Consider the following 22,183-nt stretch of genomic DNA (forward strand, 5'->3'; position numbering starts at 1 on the left):
CGAGTATCGTCCTGGGCTGCACCGTTCCGCGTTCCCTGCCGTCGACCAGTCACCACCCGGAGGACCCGTTGTCCCGCATTCTGCTGAAGGCGATTCTCGGATTGGTCATGCGCGTCCTGTTCCGCCCGAAGGTCGAGGGCATGGAGCGCATTCCGGGCAGCGGACCGGTGATCCTGGCCGGCAACCACGTCACGTTCATCGACTCGCTGTTCCTGAGCCTGCTGGTCAAGCGTCCGGTGTACTTCATCGGCAAGGACGAGTACGTCACCGGAAAGGGCGTCAAGGGCCGCCTGATGGCCTGGTTCTTCACCAGCTCCGGCATGATCCCGGTGGACCGCGACGGCGCCCGGGGCGGTGCCGCGGCGCTGATGACCGGCCGCCGCGTCCTGGACGAGGGCGGCGTCTTCGGCATCTACCCGGAGGGCACCCGCTCCCCCGACGGCCGCCTCTACCGCGGCCGTACCGGCGTCGCCCGGCTCACCCTGATGACCGGCGCGCCCGTCGTGCCGTTCGCGATGGTCGGCACCGACAAGGTGCAGCCCGGCGGCAAGGGCCGGCCGCACATCGCCCCGGTGACGGTGCGCTTCGGTGCGCCGCTGGACTTCTCCCGCTACGAGGGCATGGACCGCGACCGCTATGTCCTGCGGGCCGTCACCGACGAGGTGATGAGCGACGTCATGGAGCTGTCCGGCCAGGAGTACGTCGACATCTACGCCACCAAGGCCAGGGCCGCCTGACCCGACCGCAACGCCAGGGGCCCCGTCCGACGGACGGGGCCCCTGGCGTTGCGCGGAGCGGCGGGTCAGGACCGGCCGGGGCGGGCGGGGGTCAGCAGGGGACCCGGAAGCCGCCGGCGGCGCGCAGGCCCCGCAGTCCCGCGGCCGATGCCGCACGCAGCGCCGCCTCGGGACGGGGGACCGCGTCGGCGGCGGCCTTCGACTGCTGATGCCAGCCGGGGACGGTGCCGATCCGGGCACCGGGCACCTTGGTGTTCACGGCCGAGACCCGGTTCAGCGGCCCGGGGGCGAGCTCCCGCCGGCTGCGGACGAACTCGACGAAACTCTCGAAGTCCCGGGTGTGCCGCACCGGCTCGGTGAAGCCGCCGAAGGCGCTGTAGCCGTCCTGGTTGATGAGGGTGTACGAGGGGGCGGCGAGGCGGTACCGGCGGTGCGGGTCGAGTGCGGTGCCGTTGACGAACACCGCGCCGGGGTTGACGCGCCGGCCGACCGGCCCCGCCGCGTCGAAGGTGTAGTGGACGTTGCCGGAGACCGCCAGCGGCGCGTAGCCCAGCAGGCCGCCGGCGACCGGTGCCCACTGCTCCTCCAGCGCGTCGTGGATCTGTGCGCCGGTGACGGTGACCGTCATGATCGGGTCGCCGAAGCCGACGGCGTGCCACGCCTGGCCGAAGGTGACCGTGCCGTCCGACGCCTCGTCACGGAGCAGGTCCCCGCCGATGATGGCCTGGCCGACGCGCGGCGCGACGGCGATGACGGCCAGTTCCGCGGGGATGTTGCGGTAGCCGCCCGGATCGTCCATCGGGCCGTGCGGCTGTCTGCCCGCCCACAGGGCCCAGTCCGCCACGAGGTTGCCCATGGTGCTCTCCCCCAGGGCGTTGCGGCGCCGGGTGAAGGAACCGGACTGCCTGCCGATCGGGGTGGCGGCGCGCCGGGCACCGTAGCCCGCCCAGTAGTCGGTGATCGCCCGCACCTCCCGGTCGGGGGTCACGTCCCGGGTGTTGGGGTGGTTGGTGGAGGTGGTCAGAGCACGGACCACCGCTCCGGTGTCGGGGTCGAGCCGCAGGTTGATCTCGTTGATCAGCTGGCCGTAGCAGCCGGCCTCGACGAACGGGCGCGGCACACCGTCCGGGTCCGGCACCATCATGGTGAACGCGCAGTGCCAGTGGCCGGTGACGATCGCGTCGATGTCCGGTGAGACCCGCAGCGCCAGCTCGTAGGCGGGGCCCGAGGGGTTGCTGCCGCTCTCGAAGTCGCTGCCGGCGACGGCACCGTCGTGCATGCTCAGCACGATCGCGTTGACGCCCCGGGCCTTGAGTTCGGCGGCGCAGCGGTTGGCGGTGGCGATCTCGTCCAGGGTGCGCAGACCGGGCTGGTAGGAGCCGGGGAAGTTCTCGGTGCCGATGGCGGTGAGGTGGATGAAGCCGATCGGCAGCCGGCGGCCGCGGCCGGCGTCCACGTACTCGACGTTGTACGGCGGCAGGACGGTCCCGCCGCGTTCGTCGTCCCACACCATGTTGGCGCTGTAGTAAGGGAAGTCGGCGCCGCGGAAGCGCCGGCCGGTGGAGTCCCGGAAGGAACCGTCCCGGCCGGTCACCGGGTAGGCGTCGCCTTTTTGCATATGCGAGACGAGGAACCGCGCGGACTTGTCGAACTCGTGGTTGCCGGCCGAGGCGAAGTCCAGGCCCATGGCGTTGAGCACTTCGATGGTGGGTTCGTCGGCGAAGGAGGCCGCGTCGAACTCCCAGCCGGAGAACAGGTCGCCGGGGGCGAAGAAGAGGGAGTTGCGGCGGCCGGCCCGCAGGCGCTCCAGGTGTGCGGCCATATAGGCGACGCCGCCCACGGTGTAGGTCTTGCCGTGCGCGCCCCGGATGACGGAGTTGGCGGCGGGCGCGGCCTGGAGATAGCCGTGCAGGTCGGTGATGTTGAGGAGTTGGACGTCGACGTACTCGTCGGCGCTCGCCGCGTCGCGGGCGTGGCCGGTGGCGTAGGCGTCGGTGCCGATGGCACTCGCGGTGGCCAGGGCCCCCGCTGCGGTGAAGAAGGAGCGTCTTCCGATGTCGCGCACTGCGTCACTCTCCTGAGCGGAGCCAACCGAAGGGGGACGACGGGAGAGTCAAGCGTGCCGCGTGGGCCGTCCGGCCACCATGGTGCGTACCGGGCGTGAACGGGCGTGGGACAGTCGCCCCCGGGCGTGTCCCGTGGATCATCGCGGGTGCGCGCCGCGGTGATCCACCGGACACGCCCGAGCCGGCGTGCCAGGCTGTGACTGTCCCTCGTTCGCGCGTCGGGCCGTCCGTCCGTGCGCCCGACGGGCCGCCCTGTTACGGGTGTTCGGCCGGGCCGCCGGACGCGGCGCCGGACTCCGCGGAGCGGGACTCGGCGCCGGACGTCGCGGGGCCGTGCTCCAGCTCCTGGCCGCGCAGCAGGAACCACGCGGCCGCCGCGGCGGTCAGCAGCACCGCCGCGCCCACCCCGGCCGCCGTGTCCAGACCGCCGACGAAGGAGTCCTGAGCGGTCTTCAGGAGGGCGGCGCCCTGCTCGGCGGGGAGGGTGGCGGCCGTGTCGACGGCGCCGCCGAGCGATTCACGGGCGGCGTCGGCGGCACCCGAGGGCACCCCGGGCGGCGCCGCGAAGCCACGGTAGATGCCGGTGACGATGGTGCCGAGCAGGGCGATACCGAGCGCGGCGCCCAGTTCGTAGGCCGTCTCGGAGACCGCGGAGGCGGCGCCCGCCTCGTCCTTGGGCACGCTGGAGAGGATCACATCGGCGGTGACGGTGAACGCGAAGCCGCCGCCGACGCCGACGACGAAGAGGATGGTCCCCAACTCGACGGTGCTGGTGTCGGCGTGCAGGCCGATGCAGCCGGCGAGCGCGAGCCCGACGACCGCGAGGCCGCCGGCCACCACTATCCGTACGGAGAGCCGGCGGGCGACGTATCCGGCGGCCAGGCCCGCGCCGATCGCGCCGACCGCGGCCGGGAGTTCGGTGAGCCCGGCGTTCAGCGGCGAGCGCAGCTGCACCATCTGGAGGAACTGGGAGAGGAAGAAGACCAGCCCCGACAGGCCCAGGATGGTCAGCAGGTCGGCCAGCACCGCCCCGGAGAAGCCCCGGTGGTGGAAGAGCTTCATGTTCAGCAGCGGTGAGTCGAGGGTGTACTGGCGGCGGACGAAGACGACCAGCGCGAGCACGCCGATGACGGCGGCCAGCAGGGTGGGCCAGCGGAAGCCGTGCACCGCCGCTTCCTTGATGGCGTAGACGACGCCGATGATGCCGACCAGGGAGAGCGCCACGCTCGGCAGGTCCCAGGGGCCGGGATCGGGGTTGCGGGACTCCGGGAGCACCTTGGCGCCGACGACGACCAGCAGCGCCATCACCGGCAGGTTGATCAGGAAGACCGAGCCCCACCAGAAGTGGCCCAGCAGGAAGCCGCCGAGCACCGGGCCGACGGCGGTGCCGGCCGAGGCCATCGCGCCCCAGATGCCGATGGCGAGACTGCGTTCCCTGGGGTTGTGGAAGAGGTTGCGGATCAGCGCGAGGGTGGACGGCATCAGCGTCGCACCGGCCACGCCGAGCAGGGCACGGGCGAGGATCATCATCTCGGCGCTGGTGGCGTACGCGGCCAGCACCGACATCCCGCCGAACGCGACGGACCCGATCAGCAGCAGTTTCTTCCGGCCGATCCGGTCGCCGAGGCTGCCCATCGAGACCAGCAGGCCGGCGATGACGAAGGAGTAGATGTCGCCGATCCACAGCAGCTGCGTCCCGGAGGGGCGCAGGTCCTCGCTGAGGAAGGGGGTGGCGAGGCCGAGGACCGTGGCGTCGACGCCGACGAGCAGCACGGCGAGGACGAGGACGGCGAGGGCCAGCCAGCGCCCCGGGCGCGGCTCGTCGTCCACCGTCGCCGAACCGGCCGGTGCGGTCGGAGTGGTCCTGGTCATTTCTCCATGCTCCGCCGGATGCCCCCGAGCAGCAGCTCGACGATGGAGTGGTTGAGGTCGTTGCGGGCGACCCGGCCCTCGTGCACGGCCCAGGATCCGGCACCGATGAGCCCGTAGAACGCATCGGTGAGCCAGGCGGCGCTGAGATCGATCCGGAAGTCGCCCTCTTCCTGGCCGCGGCGGAAGAGCGCGTTGATCCTGCCGTCCAGGCGGTCCCAGCCGGCGTTGACCGCCTCGCCCTCGAAGAGCTGGTTCTCGGTGAAGAGGAACGCCAGCATGCCGGCGACCGGCTCGGCCTCGGTGACCAGCCGGCGCAGCGCGGCGGCGGCGTCCCCGTCCTCCAGCCGGGCCGCGTCCATCGCCCGCGCCAGTTGCTCGATCCCGCGTTCCTCCAGCGCTCTTATCAGGGCGTCCCGCCCCGCGAAGTGCCGGTGCAGGGTGGCCCGGCTGATTCCGGCGGCGCGGGCGATCTCGTCCATCGACGTCGTCGCCCGGCGGGTGAGCAGCGCGGCGGCTTCTTTCAGTACCTGTTCACGATCCACAGCCATGAGACGCAGACTAGCCGGATGAGACGCAGATGTCTCATCGATATCCGAGGGGCCGCTCGGGCGACGGCGGCCCCCACCACTCGGGTGAGGGCCGCCGTCGCCCGCTCCGCGGTTACGCCGTGCGCCGCTTCCCTGCCGCGGCCCAGGCCAGCTGGGCCGCCAGGTCGGCCTTCACCTCGGCGAGCTGGACGGCTACCGCGGCGGGGGCGGTACCGCCGCGGCCGCTGCGCGAGGCCAGCGCACCGGGGACGTTGAGGACCGTGCGGACCTCGGGGGTCAGTTCCGGCGAGATCTTGGCGAACTGTTCGTCGGTGAGCTGGTCCAGCTCGATGCCCTGCGCCTCGCACTCCTTGACGCACTCCCCCGCGACCTCGTGCGCCACCCGGAACGGCACTCCCTGCTTGACCAGCCACTCCGCGATGTCGGTGGCCAGCGAGAAACCGGCCGGGGCCAGCTCCGCCATGCGCTCGCGGTGGACGGTGAGGGTGGCCATCATGCCGGTGAACGCCGGGAGCAGGACCTCCAGCTGGTCGCAGGAGTCGAAGACCGGCTCCTTGTCCTCCTGGAGGTCGCGGTTGTACGCGAGCGGCAGCGCCTTGAGGGTCGCCATCAGGCCGGTCAGATTGCCGATGAGCCGGCCGGACTTGCCGCGCGCCAGCTCGGCGATGTCCGGGTTCTTCTTCTGCGGCATGATCGACGAGCCGGTGGAGAAGGCGTCGTGCAGGGTGACGAAGGAGAACTCCTTCGTGTTCCAGATGATGACCTCCTCGGCGACCCGGGAGAGGTTGACGCCGATCATCGCGGTGATGAAGGCGAACTCGGCGGCGAAGTCGCGGGAGGCGGTGCCGTCGATGGAGTTGCCGGCCGAGCCGTGCTCGAACCCGAGGTCGGCGGCGACCGCCTCCGGGTCGAGGCCGAGCGAGGAGCCGGCCAGCGCACCCGAGCCGTACGGCGACACGGCGGTGCGCTCGTCCCACTGCCGCAGCCGCTCCGCATCCCGGGACAGCGCCTGCACATGGGCCAGCACATGGTGGGCGAAGAGCACCGGCTGGGCGTGCTGGAGGTGGGTACGGCCGGGCATCGCGGCGTCCGGGTGCGCCTCGGCCAGGCCGACCAGCGCTTCCTGGAGCTCGGCGAGCAGCCCGCCGATGATCCGGGCGTGGTCGCGCAGATACATCCGGAAGAGGGTGGCGACCTGGTCGTTACGCGACCGGCCGGCCCGCAGCTTGCCGCCGAGGTCCGGGCCGAGCCGCTCCAGCAGACCGCGCTCCAGGGCGGTGTGCACGTCCTCGTCGGCGACGGTGCCGGTGAAGTCGCCGGCGGCCACATCGGCTTCGAGCTGGTCCAGGCCCTCGGTCATCCGCGCCAGCTCGTCGGCGGTGAGCAGACCGGCCCCGTGCAGCACGCGCGCGTGCGCGCGGGAGCCGGCGATGTCGTACGGCGCCAGCCGCCAGTCGAAGTGGACGGATGCCGACAGTTGGGCGAGCGCCGCCGCCGGTCCGTCGGCGAACCGACCGCCCCAGAGCCGGACATCGCCGCTGTTGCCGTTGCTCACTGCTGCTCCTCAAGACTGGAATGTGCCACCGCCTCCCCGCGCGGAGGGCGGGGAGGCGGCTGGGTACGCGTAGTCGGTGAACCGGGCTCAGCCCTGGTCGCGCTTGGCCGCAATCTTGCTCGACAGGCCGAAGAGCTCGATGAAGCCCTTGGACATCGACTGGTCGAAGGTGTCGCCGGTGTCGTACGTCGCCAGGCTGAAGTCGTAGAGCGACTCGTCGGACTTCCGGCCGGTGACGACCGCCCGGCCGCCGTGCAGGGTCATCCGGATGTCACCGGTGACGTGCTGGTTGGCCTCGTTGATGAAGCCGTCCAGGGCCCGCTTGAGCGGCGAGAACCACAGGCCGTCGTAGACCAGCTCGCCCCAGCGCTGCTCCACCTGCCGCTTGTAGCGGGCCAGTTCGCGCTCGACGGTGACGTTCTCCAGCTCCTGGTGGGCGGTGATCAGCGCGATCGCGCCGGGCGCCTCGTACACCTCACGGGACTTGATGCCGACGAGCCGGTCCTCGACCATGTCGATCCGGCCGACACCCTGGCCGCCGGCCCGCTCGTTGAGCTGCTGGATGGCCTGGAGCACGGTGACGGGCTTGCCGTCGATGGCGACCGGGACGCCCTCCTTGAAGGAGATGACGACCTCGTCGGCCTCCCGCACGGCGGCCGGGTTCTCCGTGTACTCGTACACGTCCTCGATCGGGGCGTTCCAGATGTCCTCCAGGAAGCCGGTCTCCACGGCCCGCCCGAAGACGTTCTGGTCGATGGAGTACGGCGACTTCTTGGTCGTCGCGATCGGGAGGTTCTTCGCCTCGCAGAAGGCGATGGCCTTGTCCCGGGTCATCGCGTAGTCCCGGACCGGGGCGATGCACTTCAGGTCGGGGGCCAGGGAGGAGATACCGGCCTCGAAGCGGACCTGGTCGTTGCCCTTGCCGGTGCAGCCGTGGGCGACGGTGGTGGCGCCGTGCTTCTTGGCGGCGGCCACCAGGTGCTTGACGATGGTCGGCCGCGAGAGCGCGGAGACCAGCGGATAGCGGTCCATGTAGAGGGCGTTGGCCTTGATCGCCGGGAGGCAGTACTCGTCGGCGAACTCGTCCTTGGCGTCCGCGACCTCCGCCTCGACGGCGCCGCAGGCGAGCGCGCGCTTGCGGATGACATCCAGGTCCTCGCCGCCCTGGCCGACATCCACGGCAACGGCGATGACCTCGGCGCCCGTCTCCTCGGCGATCCAGCCGATACAGACAGAGGTGTCCAGGCCGCCCGAGTAGGCGAGTACGACGCGCTCGGTCACGGGTTTCTCCTTACGGTGCATACGCTGATGGGTATAAGTATGCAGCCCACCGTATGGTTCGTCAACGCCTCAGTGAAAGCGCAGGTCAGCGGCGCGTCGCCAGGGCCATTCGGGGCACCGGGCACCCAAGACGCCCGAGGCTCAGGACCTCTCGCGCAGGACACCCAGCAGGACGGGAACATGGCTGCAGGCCAGATCCCTGGTCGCCGTCAGCAGCGTCAGCGGGCCATGGGCCGCCAGATCGCGCAGCTGCCCCAGGGCGGGCCGCACCGCGTCCTGGTCCAGCTCGACGCGGTAGCGCTCGGCGAACTCCGCGAAGCGCTCGGGGCGGTGGGCGTACCAGCGGCGCAGATCCGACGACGGGGCCGCGTCCTTGCACCAGTCGGTGAGGCGCGCGTCGGCCTTGGCCAGCCCCCGTGGCCAGAGCCGGTCGACCAGGACCCGGGCGCCGTCCGCGGGCTCCGGCGGGTCGTACACCCGGCGCATCCGGACCCCGTCATTCTCGGACATTTCATCCATTTCCTCATCGAAGCACGGAAGCGCCTCCGGCACCCGGAGGTGGCCCGCGGACGGCCTTCCGAGGACCCGCTTTGGAATCATGGCCCCGGACAGGGTATTTTTCTTTCTGCACGCCCCGACCGGGAACTTTCCGGCCGGTACGAGCACCGGGACGTGGCGCAGCTTGGTAGCGCACTTGACTGGGGGTCAAGGGGTCGCAGGTTCAAATCCTGTCGTCCCGACGGTGCACGAAGGCCCGCTGACCGGGAGAGAAATCTCCCGGTCAGCGGGCTTTTCGCTGCCTTGCGGCGGGTCAGACCCGGGCGCCGTTGTCGCCGGGCTCCCGGCTCCCCCGGCTCCGCCCGCGAGCGGCCGGACGGCCACCGGAGCGCCGGGCGACGGGCCGCGGCGGCGGGGCGCTGCTGCGCGCCTCCAGCTCGATGGCCAGCGGCGTCGCGGTGAACATCGAGGAGCAGGTGCCGATGCCGATGCCGAGGAGCAGCGCCACCGCGAAGTCGGTCAGCGAGTCGCCGCCCAGCGCCGCGAGCGCCGCCAGGATGAAGATCGCGCCGATGCCGGTGTTGACGGTGCGCGGCACGGTTTGCAGCAGCGCGGTGTTGGCGATGCGCTCGAACGGCGTACGGCGGGCCGCCGCCCACAGTTCGCGGACCCGGTCGAAGACCACTACGGAGTCGTTCACGGAGTAGCCGATGACGGTCAGCAGGGCGGCGAGGAACACCCCGTCGACCGGTTTGCCGAGCCAGGCGAAGATCCCGACGAGGATCACCACGTCGTGTGCCATACCGGCGACCGCGGCGACGCCGAAGGTCCACCGGAACCGGACGGCCAGGTACGCCATCTGCGCGAGGAGCGCCACCCCGAGCGCGATCAGCGCGTTGCGCCGCAGTTCGTCGCCGAGGCTGGGCCCGATCAGCTCGTCGCGCACCTTCTCCGCACCGCCGCCCAGTTTCCCGACCACCTCGCCCACCCGGGTCTCCTCGGCGGCCGAGAGCTGCTCGGTGCGTACGGTCAGCTCACCGTCGCCCGAGGTGTTGACCACCGCCCGCGGGAAGCCGGCGTCGCCCAGCGCCGTACGGGCCCGGTCGGCGTCCACCGGTGCGGTGGTGGAGTACTCGATCAGCCGGCCGCCGGTGAACTCCACGCCGAAGTCGAGACCGCGGACGGCGATCCCGGAGGCGGCGACGGCCAGCACGACGGCGGACAGGGCCAGCCAGCGCCGCCGGTGCCGCATCAGATCGGGGTTGCGGCGGGTGAGCCAGGTGCGTACGCGCCCCTCGTCGGCGAGTCCGGTCAGGCGCGGGCGGCGCTCCACGGACCGCCGGGAGACGGCGAATTCGGCCAGCACCCGGGTGATGACCAGGGCGCTGACCATGGAGGCGAGCACGCCGATGGAGAGCGTGACGCCGAAGCCGCGGACCGGCCCGGAGGCGAAGAAGAACAGCAGCCCGGCGGCGAGCAGGGTGGTGATGTTGGAGTCGGCGATGGCGCTGAAGGCGTTGCGGAAACCGGCGGTCAGCGCGGTCCGCAGGCTTCTCGGCCGGCCGGTCGCGCCGCGCCGGCCGGCGCCCGCCGCGTACTCCTCCCGGGCCCGTTCGAAGACCAGCACGTTGGCGTCCACCGCCATACCGATGGCGAGGACGAAACCGGCCAGGCCGGGGAGGGTGAGGGTGGCTCCGAGGGCCAGCAGGGCCGCGTACGAGATGAGCGCGTAGCAGGCCAGCGCGAGGGCGGCGAGGGCGCCCAGGAGGCGGTAGACGACGGTGATGAAGACGGCGGTCAGCGCGATACCGATGGCCGCGGCCTGGGCGCTGGACGCGATGGCCGCGGTGCCCAGCGTCGGGCCGACCGTCCGCTGTTCGACCAGCTCGACCGGGACGGGCAGCGCGCCGCCGTTCACCAGCAGCGCCAGCTCGCGCGCCTCCTCCTGGCCGAAGCCGCCGGTGATCCGGGTGGAGCCGCCGGTGATGCCGGTGCCGCAGGCGACCGAGGTGTCGACCTGCGGCGCGGAGATGATCTTCTCGTCCAGGACGATGGCCGCGCGGCGGGCCGGATCGCCTGACGGGGCGCAGGCCGCCTTGCCGGTCAGCTCGGCCCAGGACCGCTCCCCCGGGCCCCGCAGATCGAGACCGACGAACCAGCCGGCGCCGGACTCGGCGTCGAACTGCGCCTCGGCCTTGTCGACCTCGGCACCGGTCAGTGCGGGCGGCCCGAGGCGGAGCGGCGTGCCGGACGCGTCGGGGAGGGTCTTGTGGGGCGTGGGGTCCGCGGACTTGCCGGGGGCCTCGGGGTCCTGGGGGTCCTGGGGGTTTTCCGGTTTCCCGGCGCCCTGGGGCTTCTCCCGGTCCTCGGTGTCCTGCCGCGGGGGCGGTGCGGTGCCGAGGACGGGGTGGACCGTCAGCTGGGCGGTACGGCCGAGGACCTGGGCGGCCTCTTTCGGGTCCTGGACGCCGGGGAGCTCGACGACGATCCGCCGTTCCCCGGAGCGGGCGATGTTCGGTTCGGAGACGCCGAGGGCGTCGACGCGGCGGCGCAGGACCTCCAGCGTGCGGTCGGTGGCGTCCCGGTCGGCCTTGGCGGTGGGGGAATCACGGGTCTCCAGGACGATCTGCGTACCGCCGCGCAGATCGAGACCGAGCCGCACGGGCTGGGTCACGGCGAGATAGACGGACAGGGCGAGAACAGCGAGCGCGAGCAGCGCCCGCACCCTTGTGGCGCGGGTCATCAATGCCTCCAACAGGCACACCGCGGCCGGGAGCGCCGGGCGCGGCGGAAAAGATCGACGGGTGGCGTCGGTTACCTGTGGTGGCGGGGCGGGGCGCGGTCCAGGCACCGCCCGGCGTACCGGAGACGGCCGGCGGTGGCCCGGAGCTGTGGCGTCGGGAGACCGTCCCGCAGCCGGGGCCCGCAGCCGTGCGACGGGAGCACACCGGGCACCGGAGGATGGACCGGATGCGGGTGGTCACCGGCCGCACGGGCGGCCAGGCGCGGGGCGGCGGCCCAGGGGTGGGCGTTCGGGTGAGCGCACGGGCGGGCGTACGGGCGGGTGGCCGGAGGCGGGGCGGAGGCGTGGGGCGGGGCTGACGCGTGGGGCGGGGCGGGGGCGGCCGCCGCGGCGGGGGCGGAGGCTGCGGCCGTGGTGGCCGCTGTGACGGTGGTGGCAGTGACGGCGGAAGCGGCCGTGGCGGCGGGTGGGAGCAGACCGCCGATGAGGAGGAACGCGACGGCGACCAGGGCGCGCAGCGCCTGGGCCGGGGCCGGACGGAGTGCGGCGGGGCGGTACGGGAGCGGGCGGAGCGCGGTCGCCCGGCGCCGGGCCGACCGGCGCGGGGCAGGGGTCCCCCGGCGCATGGTCCTGGCGGCCATGGCCCTTCCCTCCCCCATCGCGTTCCCCCTGGTCTTCCCAGGTCTTCCCGAGCTCTCCCTGGTGCCCCCTGCCGGCCCTGCCCCGCCGGTACGTCCGTCCGCGCCGCTCCTACGGCTCGATCAGCCCGACCCGGATCGCGTAGCGGGTGAGTTCCAGCCGGTCCCGCATGCCGAGCTTGTGCAGCATGTTCGCGCGGTGGCGTTCGACCGTCTTGACGCTGATGACCAGCGTTTCCGCGATCTCCTTGGACGAGTGGCCCTCGGCGATCAGCTTGAGGACCTCCTCCTCGCGCGCGGTGAGCACCTTCTCCGGCACGTCGTCACCGTGCCGCACCCGGTCGAGGTAGTTGCGGATCAGCGCGGTGACCGCGCCCGGGTAGAGGAAGGGTTCGCCGCGCATCGCGGAGCGGCACGCCTCGACCAGATCCCGGTCGGCGACCGACTTCAGCACATAACCGGAGGCACCCGCCTTCAGCGCCTCGAAGAAGTACTGCTCGTTGTCGTACATCGTCAGCATCAGGATGCGCAGCCCCGGATGGAGCGCGGAGAGTTCGCGGGCCGCCTGGAGACCGGTCATCCGGGGCATCGCCACGTCCAGAATGGCCAGGTCCGGGCTGCTGGTGCGGGCCAGGGCGAGCGCCTCGGCGCCGTCCCCGGCCTCGGCGACGACCTGGAGATCGGGTTCGCCGTCCAGGATCAGCCGGACACCGCGCCGGACCAGTGCGTGGTCGTCGGCGAGCAGGATCCGGGTCGGGTGGAACTTCTGCGGCCCCTCGGGAGGCGCCCCCGCCGGCTGCGGTACACCTGGCTGCGGCGTGCCCGGGTGAGGTGCGCCGGCGGCGGAGCCGGCCGCGTGGGACGCGTGCGCCTCCGGGGGGTGCGTACCCGGCGGGTTCACGGGCGTCGGGTTCATGGGCGGTGTCGTCATGCGGCATCCCGGGGAAGAGGCACGGTCAGGCGTACGCGGGCACCGCCGGCCGGGCCGGGGCCGATGTCCAGATCCGCGTCGATGAGCAGCGCGCGTTCGCGCATCCCGCGGATACCGGCGCCCTCGCGGGCGCGGCCCATCCCGCTGCCGTCGTCGGTGACGTCCAGCACCACGGCGGCGGCGGTGTGCCGCAGGGTCAGGTCGATGCGCCGGGCGTCGGCGTGCCGGGCGGCGTTGGTCAGGCTCTCCTGGGCGACGCGGTAGAGGACCAGTTCCGCCGCCGGTTCCAGCGGGGGCAGGTCGGGGTCGAAACGGCGGTACACGGACAGGCCGGTGTGGGTGCCGTAGTCGGTGGTGAGCGCGGTCAGGGCGCTGACCAGGCCGAGGTCGTCCAGGACGCCGGGGCGCAGCCGGCGGGCGATCCGGCGGACCTCGTCCAGGCTCTCCCGGGTGGTCTCCTGGGCGTGCTGGAGGTCCGTACGCAGCGCCTCCGGCGCCCGGTCGGCGGCCCGTTTCAGTTCGAGCAGTACCGCGGTCATGCTCTGGCCCACCTCGTCGTGGAGTTCCTGGGCGATCCGGCGGCGTTCGGACTCCTGGGCGGAGAGCGCGCGGGCGCTGCTGGTGGCGCGTTCGGCCTCCAGCCGGTCGAGCATCTCGTTGAAGGTGCGCAGCAGCTCGGCGACGCCGCCGTGCCCGTCGACCGGCAGCCGCTGGCCGGGCCGCAGCAGATCGACGGTGGTCATGCGCTGGGTGAGCCGGTCCAGCGGGGCCAGGCCGATGCGCAGCAGCGCGGCATTGGCGACGAGCATGATGACGAGCCCGCCGACCAGGACGACGGCCTCGGTCAGGACGACCGGGACGGAGACGGTGATCGGGGCCCACAGCAGCAGCGCGGTGGCCGCGCCGAACACCACGGCGTTCAGCCCGAATATCCGCCAGAACAAAGACACAGTGCGCATTTCCTCCTCGTTGGTCACTCTCCCACCCCGGCCGCCCACGCGGCCGGCCGGGGCTCGGCGGCACCCGCTCCCGGGCGGCGGCACGGCTCGCCACGGGTCCACCCTGCCGCAGCGGGGCGGCCGGGTCGATCGGGTGTGGACGCCATACCGCCGGGCGGTTACAGCCCTGGCGCCCCTCGAAATGGGTGCTGGACCCCATGGCCACTCCGTCCGGTTCCGGCCATGGTGGGTGCCATGGAGCGCTGATACCTCGTCCGCCGCCCGGCCCCAGGCCGCCGCCGGCGCAACCCGCCCGAGCCCGCGGACCGGCGCTGTCTGCCGCCGCGCGCCCACCCCACGGCCCGACGTGCCCGCCCGGCCCGTCGGTTCGCCGTCGTACGTACCCTTCTCCGCACCGCGGCGCCCCTCGGGGCGCACCGAAAGGAACCCGTCCGCCATGTCGCCAGAAGTCGCCCCCGCCGAATCCCGTCCGCAGCGGCTCGCCGCGCACGAGGCTCATCAGCGCCTGGCGCATGAGCGCAATTCGCGGCTCGCGCAGCTCACCGCGATCGAGGAGAGCGCGCCGCCCGGGTCCGACGCGCTGCTCTCGGTGCAGACGAACGCGATCCGGCGGGTGCTGACCGACATCGAGGCCGCGCTCTCCCGACTGGCCACCGGTACCTACGGGAACTGCCAAGGGTGTGCCAAGGCGATCCCGGTGGAGCGGCTGGAGATCCTGCCGTACGCGCGCTGCTGCGTCGGCTGCCAGGAGCGCGCCGTCTGACGGACCGGCGTTCCGCTCCCCGTCGGGCCCGGCCACCGCACGGCCGGGCCCGACGGCTGTCTCCGGTTCCCCCTTCCCCGCTCCCGCTCCCCTCTCCCGTGTTTCTCCGGAGGACGTGAAGTCGTGCATCACCAGCTCATCGACACCGGCATGGCCGGCCTTGCCCCCAACGCACTGGACGCGCTGCGCGAGAACCTGGAGGAGCAGCGCCGGTTCCGGATCGAACAGCTGCGGGAGTTCGGGGAGCCGTCGCCCGCACGGGCCGTACGGCTCCGCGAGCAGCGGTCCGCGGGCCAGCACGAGGTGCACCTCCGGCTGGCGGCGACCGCCCGTATGGTGCTGGCCGATGTGGAGGCGGCGCTGGAGCGGATGGACCACGGCCGGTACGGGAACTGCCACCGCTGCGCCCGGCCGATCCCCCTCGACCGGCTGGAGATCGTGCCGCAGGCCCGCTACTGCGTGCGCTGCCATCAGGCGCGGGAGGCGGAACGGTGACCGCCCCGTGGCCGGACCGCACCGTCGGCGAGCGGCCCGCCCGGTGGCGGGCGCGGCGCTGGTGTCCCGGGATCGCGCTCGACATGGGCAGCGCCCGCACCCGCGCCTGGCTGCCCGGCCGCGGCATGGTCTGCGACGTCCCCACCGTGACGTTCCCGGGCGCCGGCGCCTATCCCGTGCGGCGCGGCAGTGTCGTCGATGTGGCGGGCTCGGCCCGGATGCTGGAGCGGCTGCTCGGCCGCTGCCTGCCGTACGTCGCCCGGCGGCCGCTGGTCGTGCTGACCACACCGGTGCTGACCGGTGACGACCAGCGGGCGGGTGCGCTGCGTGCGCTGGAGATACTCCGCCCGCACCGGGTGCTGACCATCGACAGCGTCCGGGCGGCCGCCCTGGGGGCCGGGTCCGACCCGGCCGAACCGGTGCTGGTGGCCGACATCGGGGCGCAGCTGACGGAGGTGGCGCTGCTGGCCGACGGCACGGTACGGCACGCCCGGCGCGCCGACCGGGGCACGCTCGATCTCGACGGTGCGCTCACCACCGACGCGTTCGTACGGACGGTGGTGGGGATGGTGCTGGAGCTGCTGCGCGAGGACGCCGCCGCGGGTGTACGGGCCGTGGACGCGCTGGCGCGGGGGCTGCTGCTGACCGGTGGCGGCGCGATCCGGCCGGAGCTCGGCTACGGGCTGGCCCGGCTGCTGCGCGCGCCGGTGCGGCCGGTGCCCGCGCCGCACACCGCGGCGGTGCGGGGCGCGGCCACCGCGCTGCTGTCGGCCGGCCGGCACCCGGCGTTCGCGGACCGGTGGCGCTGAGCGGGCGGCGGGGCTGAGCGGGCGGTGGCGCTGGGCGGACGGCGCGGCGGGGCCGGTCCGGCCGGTCCCGGCCGTGCTCGACCGGCGCCCCGCCGCCCGGTCTCAGTGCGCCTTCTGCGCCAGCCGCAGCAGATGGTCGGCCAGCGCCTGGCCGCCCGCCGGGTCGCGGCTGATGAGCATCAGCGTGTCATCGCCCGCGATGGTGCCGAGGATGTCGTGCAGTTCGGCCTGGTCGATGGCCGAGGCCAGGAACTGGGCGGCGCCCGGCGGGGTCCGCAGGACGACGAGATTGGCGCTGGCCTCGGCCGAGATGAGCAGTTCGCCGGAGAGCCGGCGCATCCGCTCCTCCTTGGCCGACTCCCCCAGCGGTGCCCGTGGCGTACGGTCGCCGCCCTCGCTGGGCACCGCGTAGATCAGCTCACCTCCGGTGTTGCGGATCTTCACCGCGCCCAGCTCGTCCAGGTCCCGGGAGAGCGTCGCCTGGGTGACGGAGAGCCCGTCGTCGGCGAGCAGCTTGGCGAGCTGGCTCTGGGAGCGGACCGCCTGCCGGTTGAGGATGTCCACGATCCGGCGGTGGCGGGCGGTGCGGGTCTGCGGAACGGCCTGGCCGCCGTGCAGCGTCTCGTTGTCCTGCGCCTCGGTCATCGTTGTCGTCAGTCTCCGGATCCTTGTTCCCCGTCGGCCCCTTGGCGAGCCGTGTCGAGGACGGCGGGGAGCTTTTGGAGAAACGTATCCGCTTCGTCGTCCGAGACGATCAGCGGCGGGGCGAGCCGGATGACGTCCGGCGCGACCGCGTTCACCAGGAGGCCCGCGTCCTGAGCCGCCTGCTGCACCTGGGGCGCGAGGGGCTCGCTCAGAACGATACCCAGGAGGAGCCCCGCCCCGCGGACCCGGTTGACCAGCGGGTGACCGAGCTCCTCGGTCCCGGCGCGCAACCGCTCACCGACCCGCTTGACGTGGTCGAGGAGGCCGTCCGCCGCGATGGTGTCCAGGACGGCGAGGGCGCCGGCGCAGACGACCGGGTTGCCGCTGAAGGTCGAGCCGTGCGACCCGGGGGTGAGCAGTTCGGCGGCCGGGCCGAAGGCGAGCGTCGCGCCGATCGGCAGACCGCCGCCCAGGCCCTTGGCGAGGGTGATGATGTCGGCCTCGACGCCCTGGGCCTGGGACTCCAGCCAGTTCCCGGTCCGGCCGATACCGGTCTGGATCTCGTCGAGAACGAGCAGGGTGCCGGTGGCGGCGGTGATCTCGCGGGCCGCCCTGAGGTAGCCGGGCGGCGGTACGACCACGCCGTTCTCGCCCTGTACGGGCTCCAGGATGACGAAGGCGGTGTCGGTGGTGACGGCCGCGCGCAGGGCGTCGGCGTCGCCGTACGGGACGTAGCTGACGTCGCCCGGCAGCGGCGCGAACGGGGCCTGCTTCGCGGGCTGGCCGGTCAGCGCGAGGGCGCCCATGGTCCGGCCGTGGAAGCCGCCGGCGGTGGCGACCATGTGCCGGCGCCCGGTCAGCCGGCCGATCTTGAAGGCGGCCTCGTTGGCCTCGGCGCCGGAGTTGGAGAAGTAGACCCGGCCGGGGCGGCCGGTCAGCGCGAGGAGGCGTTCGGCCAGCGTCACGGTGGGTTCGGCGACGAAGAAGTTGGAGACGTGCCCGAGGGTGGCCACCTGGCCGGCGACGGCGCTGACCACCGCGGGGTGCGCGTGGCCGAGCACGTTGACCGCGATCCCGCCGAGGAAGTCGAGGTACTCCTTGCCGTCGGCGTCCCACACCCGGGCGCCCGCGCCGCGGACCAGCGGGATGCGGGGGGTGCCGAAGTTGTCCATCATCGCGCCCTGCCAGCGCCGGGTCAGGCCCGCGTTGTCCACCTGGCCGCTCATCACGCCCCCTCGATCGTGTCGGCGTCGTCCGGCACGACCATCGTGCCGATTCCCTCGTCCGTGAAGATCTCCAGCAGAATCGCGTGCTGGACCCGCCCGTCGATGACCCGGGCGGTGTGCACACCGTTGCGGACGGCGTGCAGGCAGCCCCGCATCTTGGGGACCATGCCGCTGGCCAGTTCGGGCAGCAGCTTCTCCAGTTCGGTGGCGGTGAGCCGGGAGATGACCTCGTCGCTGTGCGGCCAGTCCTCGTACAGCCCCTCGACGTCCGTGAGCACCATCAGCGTCTCGGCGCCCAGCGCGGCGGCCAGCGCGGCCGCGGCAGTGTCGGCGTTGACGTTGAAGACGCCGGTGCGGTCGCCGTCGTCGCCACTGCGGGCGATGGACGAGATGACCGGGATCCGGCCGTCGTCCAGGAGGGCCTGGACGGCACCGGTGTCGATCTCGGTGATCTCGCCGACCCGGCCGATGTCCACCCGCTCGCCGTCGATCTCGGCGTAGTGCTTGGTCGCGGTCATCAGCTGGGCGTCCTCGCCCGTCATGCCGACGGCGAGCGGGCCGTGCTCGTTGAGCAGCCCGACGAGCTCGCGCTGCACCTGGCCGGCCAGGACCATCCGGACGACGTCCATCGCCTCGGGCGTGGTGACCCGCAGCCCCGCCCGGAACTCCGACTCCAGGCCGAGCCGGTCCAGCTGCGCGCTGATCTGCGGGCCGCCGCCGTGCACGACGACCGGATGCAGCCCGGCGTGCCGCAGGAAGACCACGTCCTGCGCGAAGGCGCGCTTGAGCTCCTCGTCGACCATGGCGTTGCCGCCGAGCTTGATGACGACGGTCTTGCCGTGGTGCCGGGTCAGCCAGGGCAGCGCCTCGATGAGGGTGCGGGCCTTGGGGAGCGCGGTGTGCTTGCGCGGGGGTACCCCTGTCCGGGGGGCGGCGTCGCTCATGACGAGTACGCGCTGTTCTCGTGGACGTAGTCGGCGGTGAGGTCGTTGCTCCAGATGACCGCGGACTCGGTGCCGGCGGAGAGGTCGGCGGTGATCCGCACCTCCCGGTAGCGCATGTCGACCAGTTCGCGGTCCTCGCCCACCGAGCCGTTCTTGCAGACCCAGACGTCGTTGATCGCGACGTTCAGCTGGTCGGGGTCGAAGACGGCGGAGGTGGTGCCGATGGCCGACAGGACGCGCCCCCAGTTGGGGTCCTCGCCGTGGAGTGCGCACTTGAGGAGGTTGTTACGGGCGATGGAGCGGCCCACCTCGACGGCGTCGTCCTCGCTCGCGGCGCCGATGACCTCGATCCGGATGTCCTTGCTGGCGCCCTCGGCGTCCCCGATCAGCTGCCGGGCCAGGTCGGCGCAGACCGTGCGCACCGCCTCGGCGAACGCCGCGCCGTCCGGTACGACGCCGGAGGCGCCGGAGGCGAGCAGCAGCACCGTGTCGTTGGTCGACATGCAGCCGTCGGAGTCGACCCGGTCGAAGGTGGTCCGGGTGGCCGCGCGCAGCGCCGTGTCGAGGTCGGCGGCGGGCAGATCGGCGTCGGTGGTGAGCACGACGAGCATGGTGGCCAGGCCCGGTGCGAGCATGCCCGCGCCCTTGGCCATACCGCCGACCGTCCAGCCGTCCTGGCCGGCCACGGCCGTCTTGTGCACGCTGTCGGTGGTCTTGATGGCGATGGCGGCCTTCTCACCGCCGTGTCCGGACAGTTCGGCCGCGGCCTGTCCGATGCCCGGCAGCAGCTTGTCCATCGGGAGGCGCAGCCCGATCAGACCGGTGGACGCGACCGCCACCTCGCCCGCGCTGTGCCCCGCCAGCACCTCGGCCGCCTTCTCCGCGGTGGCGTGGGTGTCCTGGAAGCCCAGCGGGCCCGTACAGGCGTTGGCGCCACCGGAGTTGAGGACCACCGCGGAGACCCGGCCGCCCTTGAGGACCTGCTCGGACCAGACGACCGGCGCGGCCTTGACGCGGTTGGCGGTGAAGACGCCGGCGGCGGCCAGTCGCGGCCCGTTGTTCACCACGAGGGCGAGGTCCGGGTTCCCGTTCTCCTTGATCCCGGCGGCGATCCCCGCCGCCGTGAATCCCTGTGCTGCCGTGACGCTCACTGCATCTCCTCCGTCGCTTCTTCGGCCGTGCCCCTGGCGGACACGCCCGTCACCCGTTGCCGCCCGCGCCCGGCGGGTCCGCCGCTCACGGCGCGACCCCGACCGCGCTGAGCCCCGTCGTCTCCGGGAGTCCCAGGGCGATGTTCATGCTCTGCACCGCGCCGCCCGCGGTCCCCTTGGTGAGGTTGTCGATGGCGCAGATCGCGATGATCCGGTGGGCCGCCGGGTCCAGCGTCACCTGGATCTGCGCGGCGTTGGAGCCGTGGACCGCGGCGGTCGACGGCCACTGTCCGGCGGGCAGCAGCTGGACGAACGGTTCCTCGGCGAGCGCCTTCTCGTACGCGGTGCGGACGGCCTCCGCGTCCACGCCCGGCCGCGCCTTCGCCGAACAGGTGGCGAGGATGCCGCGCGCCATGGGCGCGAGGGTCGGCGTGAAGGAGACCCCCACCCGCTCCCCCGCCACGGCGCTCAGATTCTGGATCATCTCCGGCGTGTGCCGGTGCCCGCCCCCGACGCCGTACGGGCTCATCGAGCCCATGACCTCGGAGCCCAGCAGATGCGGTTTGAGCGCCTTGCCCGCACCGGAGGTCCCGGAGGCCGCGACGATGACGGCCTCGGGTTCGGCGATCCCGGCGGCGTACGCGGGGAACAGCGCGAGCGAGACGGCGGTGGGATAGCAGCCCGGCACCGCGATCCGCCGGGCTCCGTGCAGCGCGGTACGCCCCCCGGGCAGCTCCGGCAGGCCGTACGGCCAGGTGCCCGCGTGGGCCGAACCGTAGAACGCCGTCCAGTCCGCGGCGTCCTTGAGCCGGAAGTCCGCCCCGCAGTCCACGACGAGCACATCGGGCCCGAGCTCCTCGGCCACGGCCGCGGACCGGCCGTGCGGCAGCGCGAGGAACACGACGTCGTGCCCGGCCAGCGCCTCGGCCGAGGTCGCCTCGACCACCCGCCCGGCCAGCGGCGCCAGATGCGGTTGCAACGAGCCCAGCCGCTGCCCCGCACTGGAGTGCCCGGTCACCGCGCCGACCGTCACCTCCGGGTGCCCCAGAAGCAGACGCAGCACCTCACCGCCCGCATACCCGCTCGCACCGGCCACTGCCGCTCGCACCACCATGGACCCTCCTCGTCGATGGCATGACTATACGGACGAAGGCAGGTTTATGCAATGAGCTGGGGGCCACTCTCCACACCCTCCACCCCTCGGCGTGACCGATTGTCCGAGGTGGCCCGTGAGCGGTCGGGCCGGCCCGCGGATGAGCCGGGACCCCCGGCCCGACCTGCCCGGCCCTCGGAACCGGGCCGATGCGCCCCCGCACCCCCGCGTACCCTCTTCCCCGTGCCTGCCCCACCCCCGCATCACGTCGCCGTCCTCGTGCTCGAAGGTGCGAAGCCTCTCGATGTCGGTATTCCCGCGCAGGTTTTCACGACCCGCGCGAGCATGCCGTACGAGGTGCGGGTGTGCGGCGCGCAATCCGGTCTCGTGACCGGCGGCGACGGCCTGTCGTACTGCGTCGCCCACGGCCTCGACGCGCTGGCGTGGGCCGACATCGTCTTCGTCCCCGGCTACCGGGTCCCGGACCGCGACGACCCGCCGCAGGCCGTCGTCGATGCGCTGATCGGCGCCCACGACCGGGGCGCGCGGCTCGCCGCCATCTCGACGGGCGCCTTCGCGCTCGCCGCCACGGGCCTGCTCGACGGCCGACGCGCCACCACGCACTGGCATTACACGCGGGCCCTCGCGGCGAAGCATCCGCTCGTCCAGGTCGACGAGAACGTGCTGTTCGTCGACGAGGGCAGCGTGCTGACGTCGGCCGGCGCCGCCTCGGGCATCGACCTGTGCCTGCACATTCTGCGCGGCGACCTCGGGGTGGCCGCGGCGAACCACGCGGCCCGGCGCCTGGTAGCGGCCCCCTACCGCAGCGGCGGTCAGGCGCAGTACGTGCCGCGCAGCGTGCCCGAGCCGCTCGGCGAGCGGTTCGCCGCCACCCGCGAGTGGGCGCTGCACCGGCTCGGCGAGGCCCTCACCCTGGAAGCGCTCGCCCGGCACGCGGCGGTGTCGCCGCGCACGTTCTCGCGACGCTTCGTCGAGGACACGGGGTACACGCCGATGCAGTGGGTGATGCGCGCCCGCATCGACGTGGCCCGCGAACTGCTGGAGCGTTCGCAGCGGAGCGTCGAGCAGATCGCCGCCGACGTCGGCCTCGGCACCGGTACGAATCTGCGGCTGCACTTCCATCGCATCCTCGGCACCACGCCGAGCGAGTACCGGCGCACCTTCGCCCAGGGCGAGTAGCCCGCCACCACCGCGTGGCGCGATCCTTT

General features: G+C 73.0%; 20 protein-coding genes and 1 tRNA gene. 6 read left to right on the top strand and 15 right to left on the bottom strand.

Annotation, left to right across the window (positions count from 1 at the left end; genetic code table 11):
• Positions 1-68 precede the first annotated feature (68 nt).
• Entirely contained in the window at positions 69-737 is a 669-nt protein-coding gene (locus ACLJWH_RS19010; RefSeq protein WP_411142900.1) for a lysophospholipid acyltransferase family protein, read from the top strand.
• A gap of 91 nt (positions 738-828) precedes the next feature.
• Here ACLJWH_RS19010 and ACLJWH_RS19015 read toward each other — a convergent pair whose 3' ends face one another.
• The 6 genes from ACLJWH_RS19015 to ACLJWH_RS19040 all read right to left on the bottom strand — a co-directional run bounded on the left by ACLJWH_RS19015 (position 829) and on the right by ACLJWH_RS19040 (position 8,569).
• A complete protein-coding gene (locus ACLJWH_RS19015) occupies positions 829-2,802 on the bottom strand; it encodes a bifunctional metallophosphatase/5'-nucleotidase (RefSeq protein ID WP_411142901.1) in 1,974 nt (657 codons plus the stop codon).
• Between the two features lie 256 nt (positions 2,803-3,058).
• A complete protein-coding gene (locus tag ACLJWH_RS19020; protein WP_411142902.1) occupies positions 3,059-4,675 on the bottom strand; it encodes an MFS transporter in 1,617 nt (538 codons plus the stop codon).
• Positions 4,672-5,223, bottom strand: coding sequence for a TetR/AcrR family transcriptional regulator (locus tag ACLJWH_RS19025; protein ID WP_411142903.1), 552 nt, complete (start codon positions 5,221-5,223; stop codon positions 4,672-4,674). Before ACLJWH_RS19025 ends, ACLJWH_RS19020 begins: the two co-directional genes overlap by 4 nt.
• Positions 5,224-5,335: 112 nt before the next feature.
• Positions 5,336-6,778 carry an argininosuccinate lyase gene (argH, locus tag ACLJWH_RS19030; protein WP_411142904.1) on the bottom strand — a complete coding sequence of 481 codons (1,443 nt, stop codon included), beginning with the start codon at positions 6,776-6,778 and terminating at the stop codon, positions 5,336-5,338.
• A gap of 87 nt (positions 6,779-6,865) precedes the next feature.
• On the bottom strand, positions 6,866-8,059 hold the full coding sequence (locus tag ACLJWH_RS19035; RefSeq protein WP_411142905.1) for an argininosuccinate synthase: 1,194 nt from the start codon (positions 8,057-8,059) through the stop codon (positions 6,866-6,868).
• A gap of 141 nt (positions 8,060-8,200) precedes the next feature.
• The gene (locus ACLJWH_RS19040; protein ID WP_411142906.1) at positions 8,201-8,569 is read right to left on the bottom strand and encodes a DUF488 domain-containing protein; all 369 of its coding nucleotides are present in this window, start codon (positions 8,567-8,569) and stop codon (positions 8,201-8,203) included.
• 156 nt (positions 8,570-8,725) lie between these two features.
• Between ACLJWH_RS19040 and ACLJWH_RS19045 the strand changes: the two genes are divergently transcribed.
• A tRNA-Pro gene (locus ACLJWH_RS19045) sits at positions 8,726-8,799 on the top strand.
• Positions 8,800-8,870: 71 nt separating this feature from the next.
• On the opposite strand, the gene secD is transcribed toward ACLJWH_RS19045, so the two are convergent.
• The 4 genes from secD to ACLJWH_RS19065 form a co-directional block, all read right to left on the bottom strand.
• Positions 8,871-11,300: a protein translocase subunit SecD gene (gene secD / locus ACLJWH_RS19050; protein WP_411142907.1), complete on the bottom strand. Its 2,430-nt coding sequence runs from the start codon at positions 11,298-11,300 to the stop codon at positions 8,871-8,873.
• 71 nt (positions 11,301-11,371) lie between these two features.
• Positions 11,372-11,941 (bottom strand): hypothetical protein, encoded by a 570-nt coding sequence (locus ACLJWH_RS19055; RefSeq protein WP_411142908.1) that lies wholly within the window; start codon positions 11,939-11,941, stop codon positions 11,372-11,374.
• Positions 11,942-12,050: 109 nt separating this feature from the next.
• Entirely contained in the window at positions 12,051-12,854 is an 804-nt protein-coding gene (locus ACLJWH_RS19060) for a response regulator (RefSeq protein WP_411142909.1), read from the bottom strand.
• A gap of 11 nt (positions 12,855-12,865) precedes the next feature.
• Positions 12,866-13,828: a HAMP domain-containing sensor histidine kinase gene (locus tag ACLJWH_RS19065; protein ID WP_411142910.1), complete on the bottom strand. Its 963-nt coding sequence runs from the start codon at positions 13,826-13,828 to the stop codon at positions 12,866-12,868.
• A gap of 436 nt (positions 13,829-14,264) precedes the next feature.
• Between ACLJWH_RS19065 and ACLJWH_RS19070 the strand changes: the two genes are divergently transcribed.
• From ACLJWH_RS19070 to ACLJWH_RS19080, 3 genes are all read left to right on the top strand, one after another.
• Positions 14,265-14,591 (top strand): TraR/DksA family transcriptional regulator, encoded by a 327-nt coding sequence (locus ACLJWH_RS19070; RefSeq protein ID WP_411142911.1) that lies wholly within the window; start codon positions 14,265-14,267, stop codon positions 14,589-14,591.
• A gap of 123 nt (positions 14,592-14,714) precedes the next feature.
• Positions 14,715-15,086: a TraR/DksA family transcriptional regulator gene (locus ACLJWH_RS19075; protein WP_411142912.1), complete on the top strand. Its 372-nt coding sequence runs from the start codon at positions 14,715-14,717 to the stop codon at positions 15,084-15,086.
• Positions 15,083-15,895 (top strand): rod shape-determining protein, encoded by an 813-nt coding sequence (locus tag ACLJWH_RS19080; RefSeq protein ID WP_411142913.1) that lies wholly within the window; start codon positions 15,083-15,085, stop codon positions 15,893-15,895. The genes ACLJWH_RS19075 and ACLJWH_RS19080 overlap by 4 nt, the downstream gene beginning before the upstream one ends.
• A 102-nt stretch (positions 15,896-15,997) precedes the next feature.
• Here the strand turns inward: ACLJWH_RS19080 and ACLJWH_RS19085 are convergent, their stop codons facing one another.
• The 5 genes from ACLJWH_RS19085 to argC all read right to left on the bottom strand — a co-directional run bounded on the left by ACLJWH_RS19085 (position 15,998) and on the right by argC (position 20,975).
• Complete coding sequence (locus ACLJWH_RS19085) at positions 15,998-16,540, bottom strand: arginine repressor (protein ID WP_052853481.1); 543 nt, start codon at positions 16,538-16,540, stop codon at positions 15,998-16,000.
• An 8-nt stretch (positions 16,541-16,548) separates the two neighbouring features.
• Positions 16,549-17,766, bottom strand: a complete 1,218-nt coding sequence (locus ACLJWH_RS19090) for an acetylornithine transaminase (RefSeq protein ID WP_411142914.1) — start codon at positions 17,764-17,766, stop codon at positions 16,549-16,551.
• Positions 17,766-18,710 (bottom strand): acetylglutamate kinase, encoded by a 945-nt coding sequence (gene argB, locus ACLJWH_RS19095; RefSeq protein ID WP_411142915.1) that lies wholly within the window; start codon positions 18,708-18,710, stop codon positions 17,766-17,768. The genes ACLJWH_RS19090 and argB overlap by 1 nt, the downstream gene beginning before the upstream one ends.
• Positions 18,707-19,861, bottom strand: a complete 1,155-nt coding sequence (argJ, locus tag ACLJWH_RS19100) for a bifunctional glutamate N-acetyltransferase/amino-acid acetyltransferase ArgJ (protein ID WP_411142916.1) — start codon at positions 19,859-19,861, stop codon at positions 18,707-18,709. Before argJ ends, argB begins: the two co-directional genes overlap by 4 nt.
• Before the next feature lie 85 nt (positions 19,862-19,946).
• Positions 19,947-20,975 carry an N-acetyl-gamma-glutamyl-phosphate reductase gene (gene argC / locus ACLJWH_RS19105; RefSeq protein ID WP_411142917.1) on the bottom strand — a complete coding sequence of 343 codons (1,029 nt, stop codon included), beginning with the start codon at positions 20,973-20,975 and terminating at the stop codon, positions 19,947-19,949.
• A 222-nt stretch (positions 20,976-21,197) separates the two neighbouring features.
• Between argC and ACLJWH_RS19110 the strand changes: the two genes are divergently transcribed.
• Positions 21,198-22,154, top strand: a complete 957-nt coding sequence (locus tag ACLJWH_RS19110; RefSeq protein WP_411142918.1) for a GlxA family transcriptional regulator — start codon at positions 21,198-21,200, stop codon at positions 22,152-22,154.
• The last annotated feature ends 29 nt before the right edge of the window (positions 22,155-22,183 follow it).

The organism is Streptomyces sp. x-80 (assembly GCF_046549095.1).
GTDB classification, from domain to species: domain Bacteria; phylum Actinomycetota; class Actinomycetes; order Streptomycetales; family Streptomycetaceae; genus Streptomyces; species Streptomyces celluloflavus.

What these genes read in the sequence shown, in the direction of transcription:
- ACLJWH_RS19040 (WP_411142906.1), bottom strand. Translation starts at nt 8,569, where the DNA reads ATGTCCGAGAATGACGGGGTCCGGATGCGCCGGGTGTACGACCCGCCG.
- ACLJWH_RS19020 (WP_411142902.1), bottom strand. Translation starts at nt 4,675, where the DNA reads ATGACCAGGACCACTCCGACCGCACCGGCCGGTTCGGCGACGGTGGAC.
- argC (WP_411142917.1), bottom strand. Translation starts at nt 20,975, where the DNA reads ATGGTGGTGCGAGCGGCAGTGGCCGGTGCGAGCGGGTATGCGGGCGGT.
- ACLJWH_RS19065 (WP_411142910.1), bottom strand. Translation starts at nt 13,828, where the DNA reads ATGCGCACTGTGTCTTTGTTCTGGCGGATATTCGGGCTGAACGCCGTG.
- ACLJWH_RS19070 (WP_411142911.1), top strand. Translation starts at nt 14,265, where the DNA reads ATGTCGCCAGAAGTCGCCCCCGCCGAATCCCGTCCGCAGCGGCTCGCC.
- ACLJWH_RS19090 (WP_411142914.1), bottom strand. Translation starts at nt 17,766, where the DNA reads ATGAGCGGCCAGGTGGACAACGCGGGCCTGACCCGGCGCTGGCAGGGC.
- ACLJWH_RS19060 (WP_411142909.1), bottom strand. Translation starts at nt 12,854, where the DNA reads ATGAACCCGACGCCCGTGAACCCGCCGGGTACGCACCCCCCGGAGGCG.
- ACLJWH_RS19085 (WP_052853481.1), bottom strand. Translation starts at nt 16,540, where the DNA reads ATGACCGAGGCGCAGGACAACGAGACGCTGCACGGCGGCCAGGCCGTT.
- secD (WP_411142907.1), bottom strand. Translation starts at nt 11,300, where the DNA reads ATGACCCGCGCCACAAGGGTGCGGGCGCTGCTCGCGCTCGCTGTTCTC.
- argB (WP_411142915.1), bottom strand. Translation starts at nt 18,710, where the DNA reads ATGAGCGACGCCGCCCCCCGGACAGGGGTACCCCCGCGCAAGCACACC.
- ACLJWH_RS19025 (WP_411142903.1), bottom strand. Translation starts at nt 5,223, where the DNA reads ATGGCTGTGGATCGTGAACAGGTACTGAAAGAAGCCGCCGCGCTGCTC.
- ACLJWH_RS19055 (WP_411142908.1), bottom strand. Translation starts at nt 11,941, where the DNA reads ATGGCCGCCAGGACCATGCGCCGGGGGACCCCTGCCCCGCGCCGGTCG.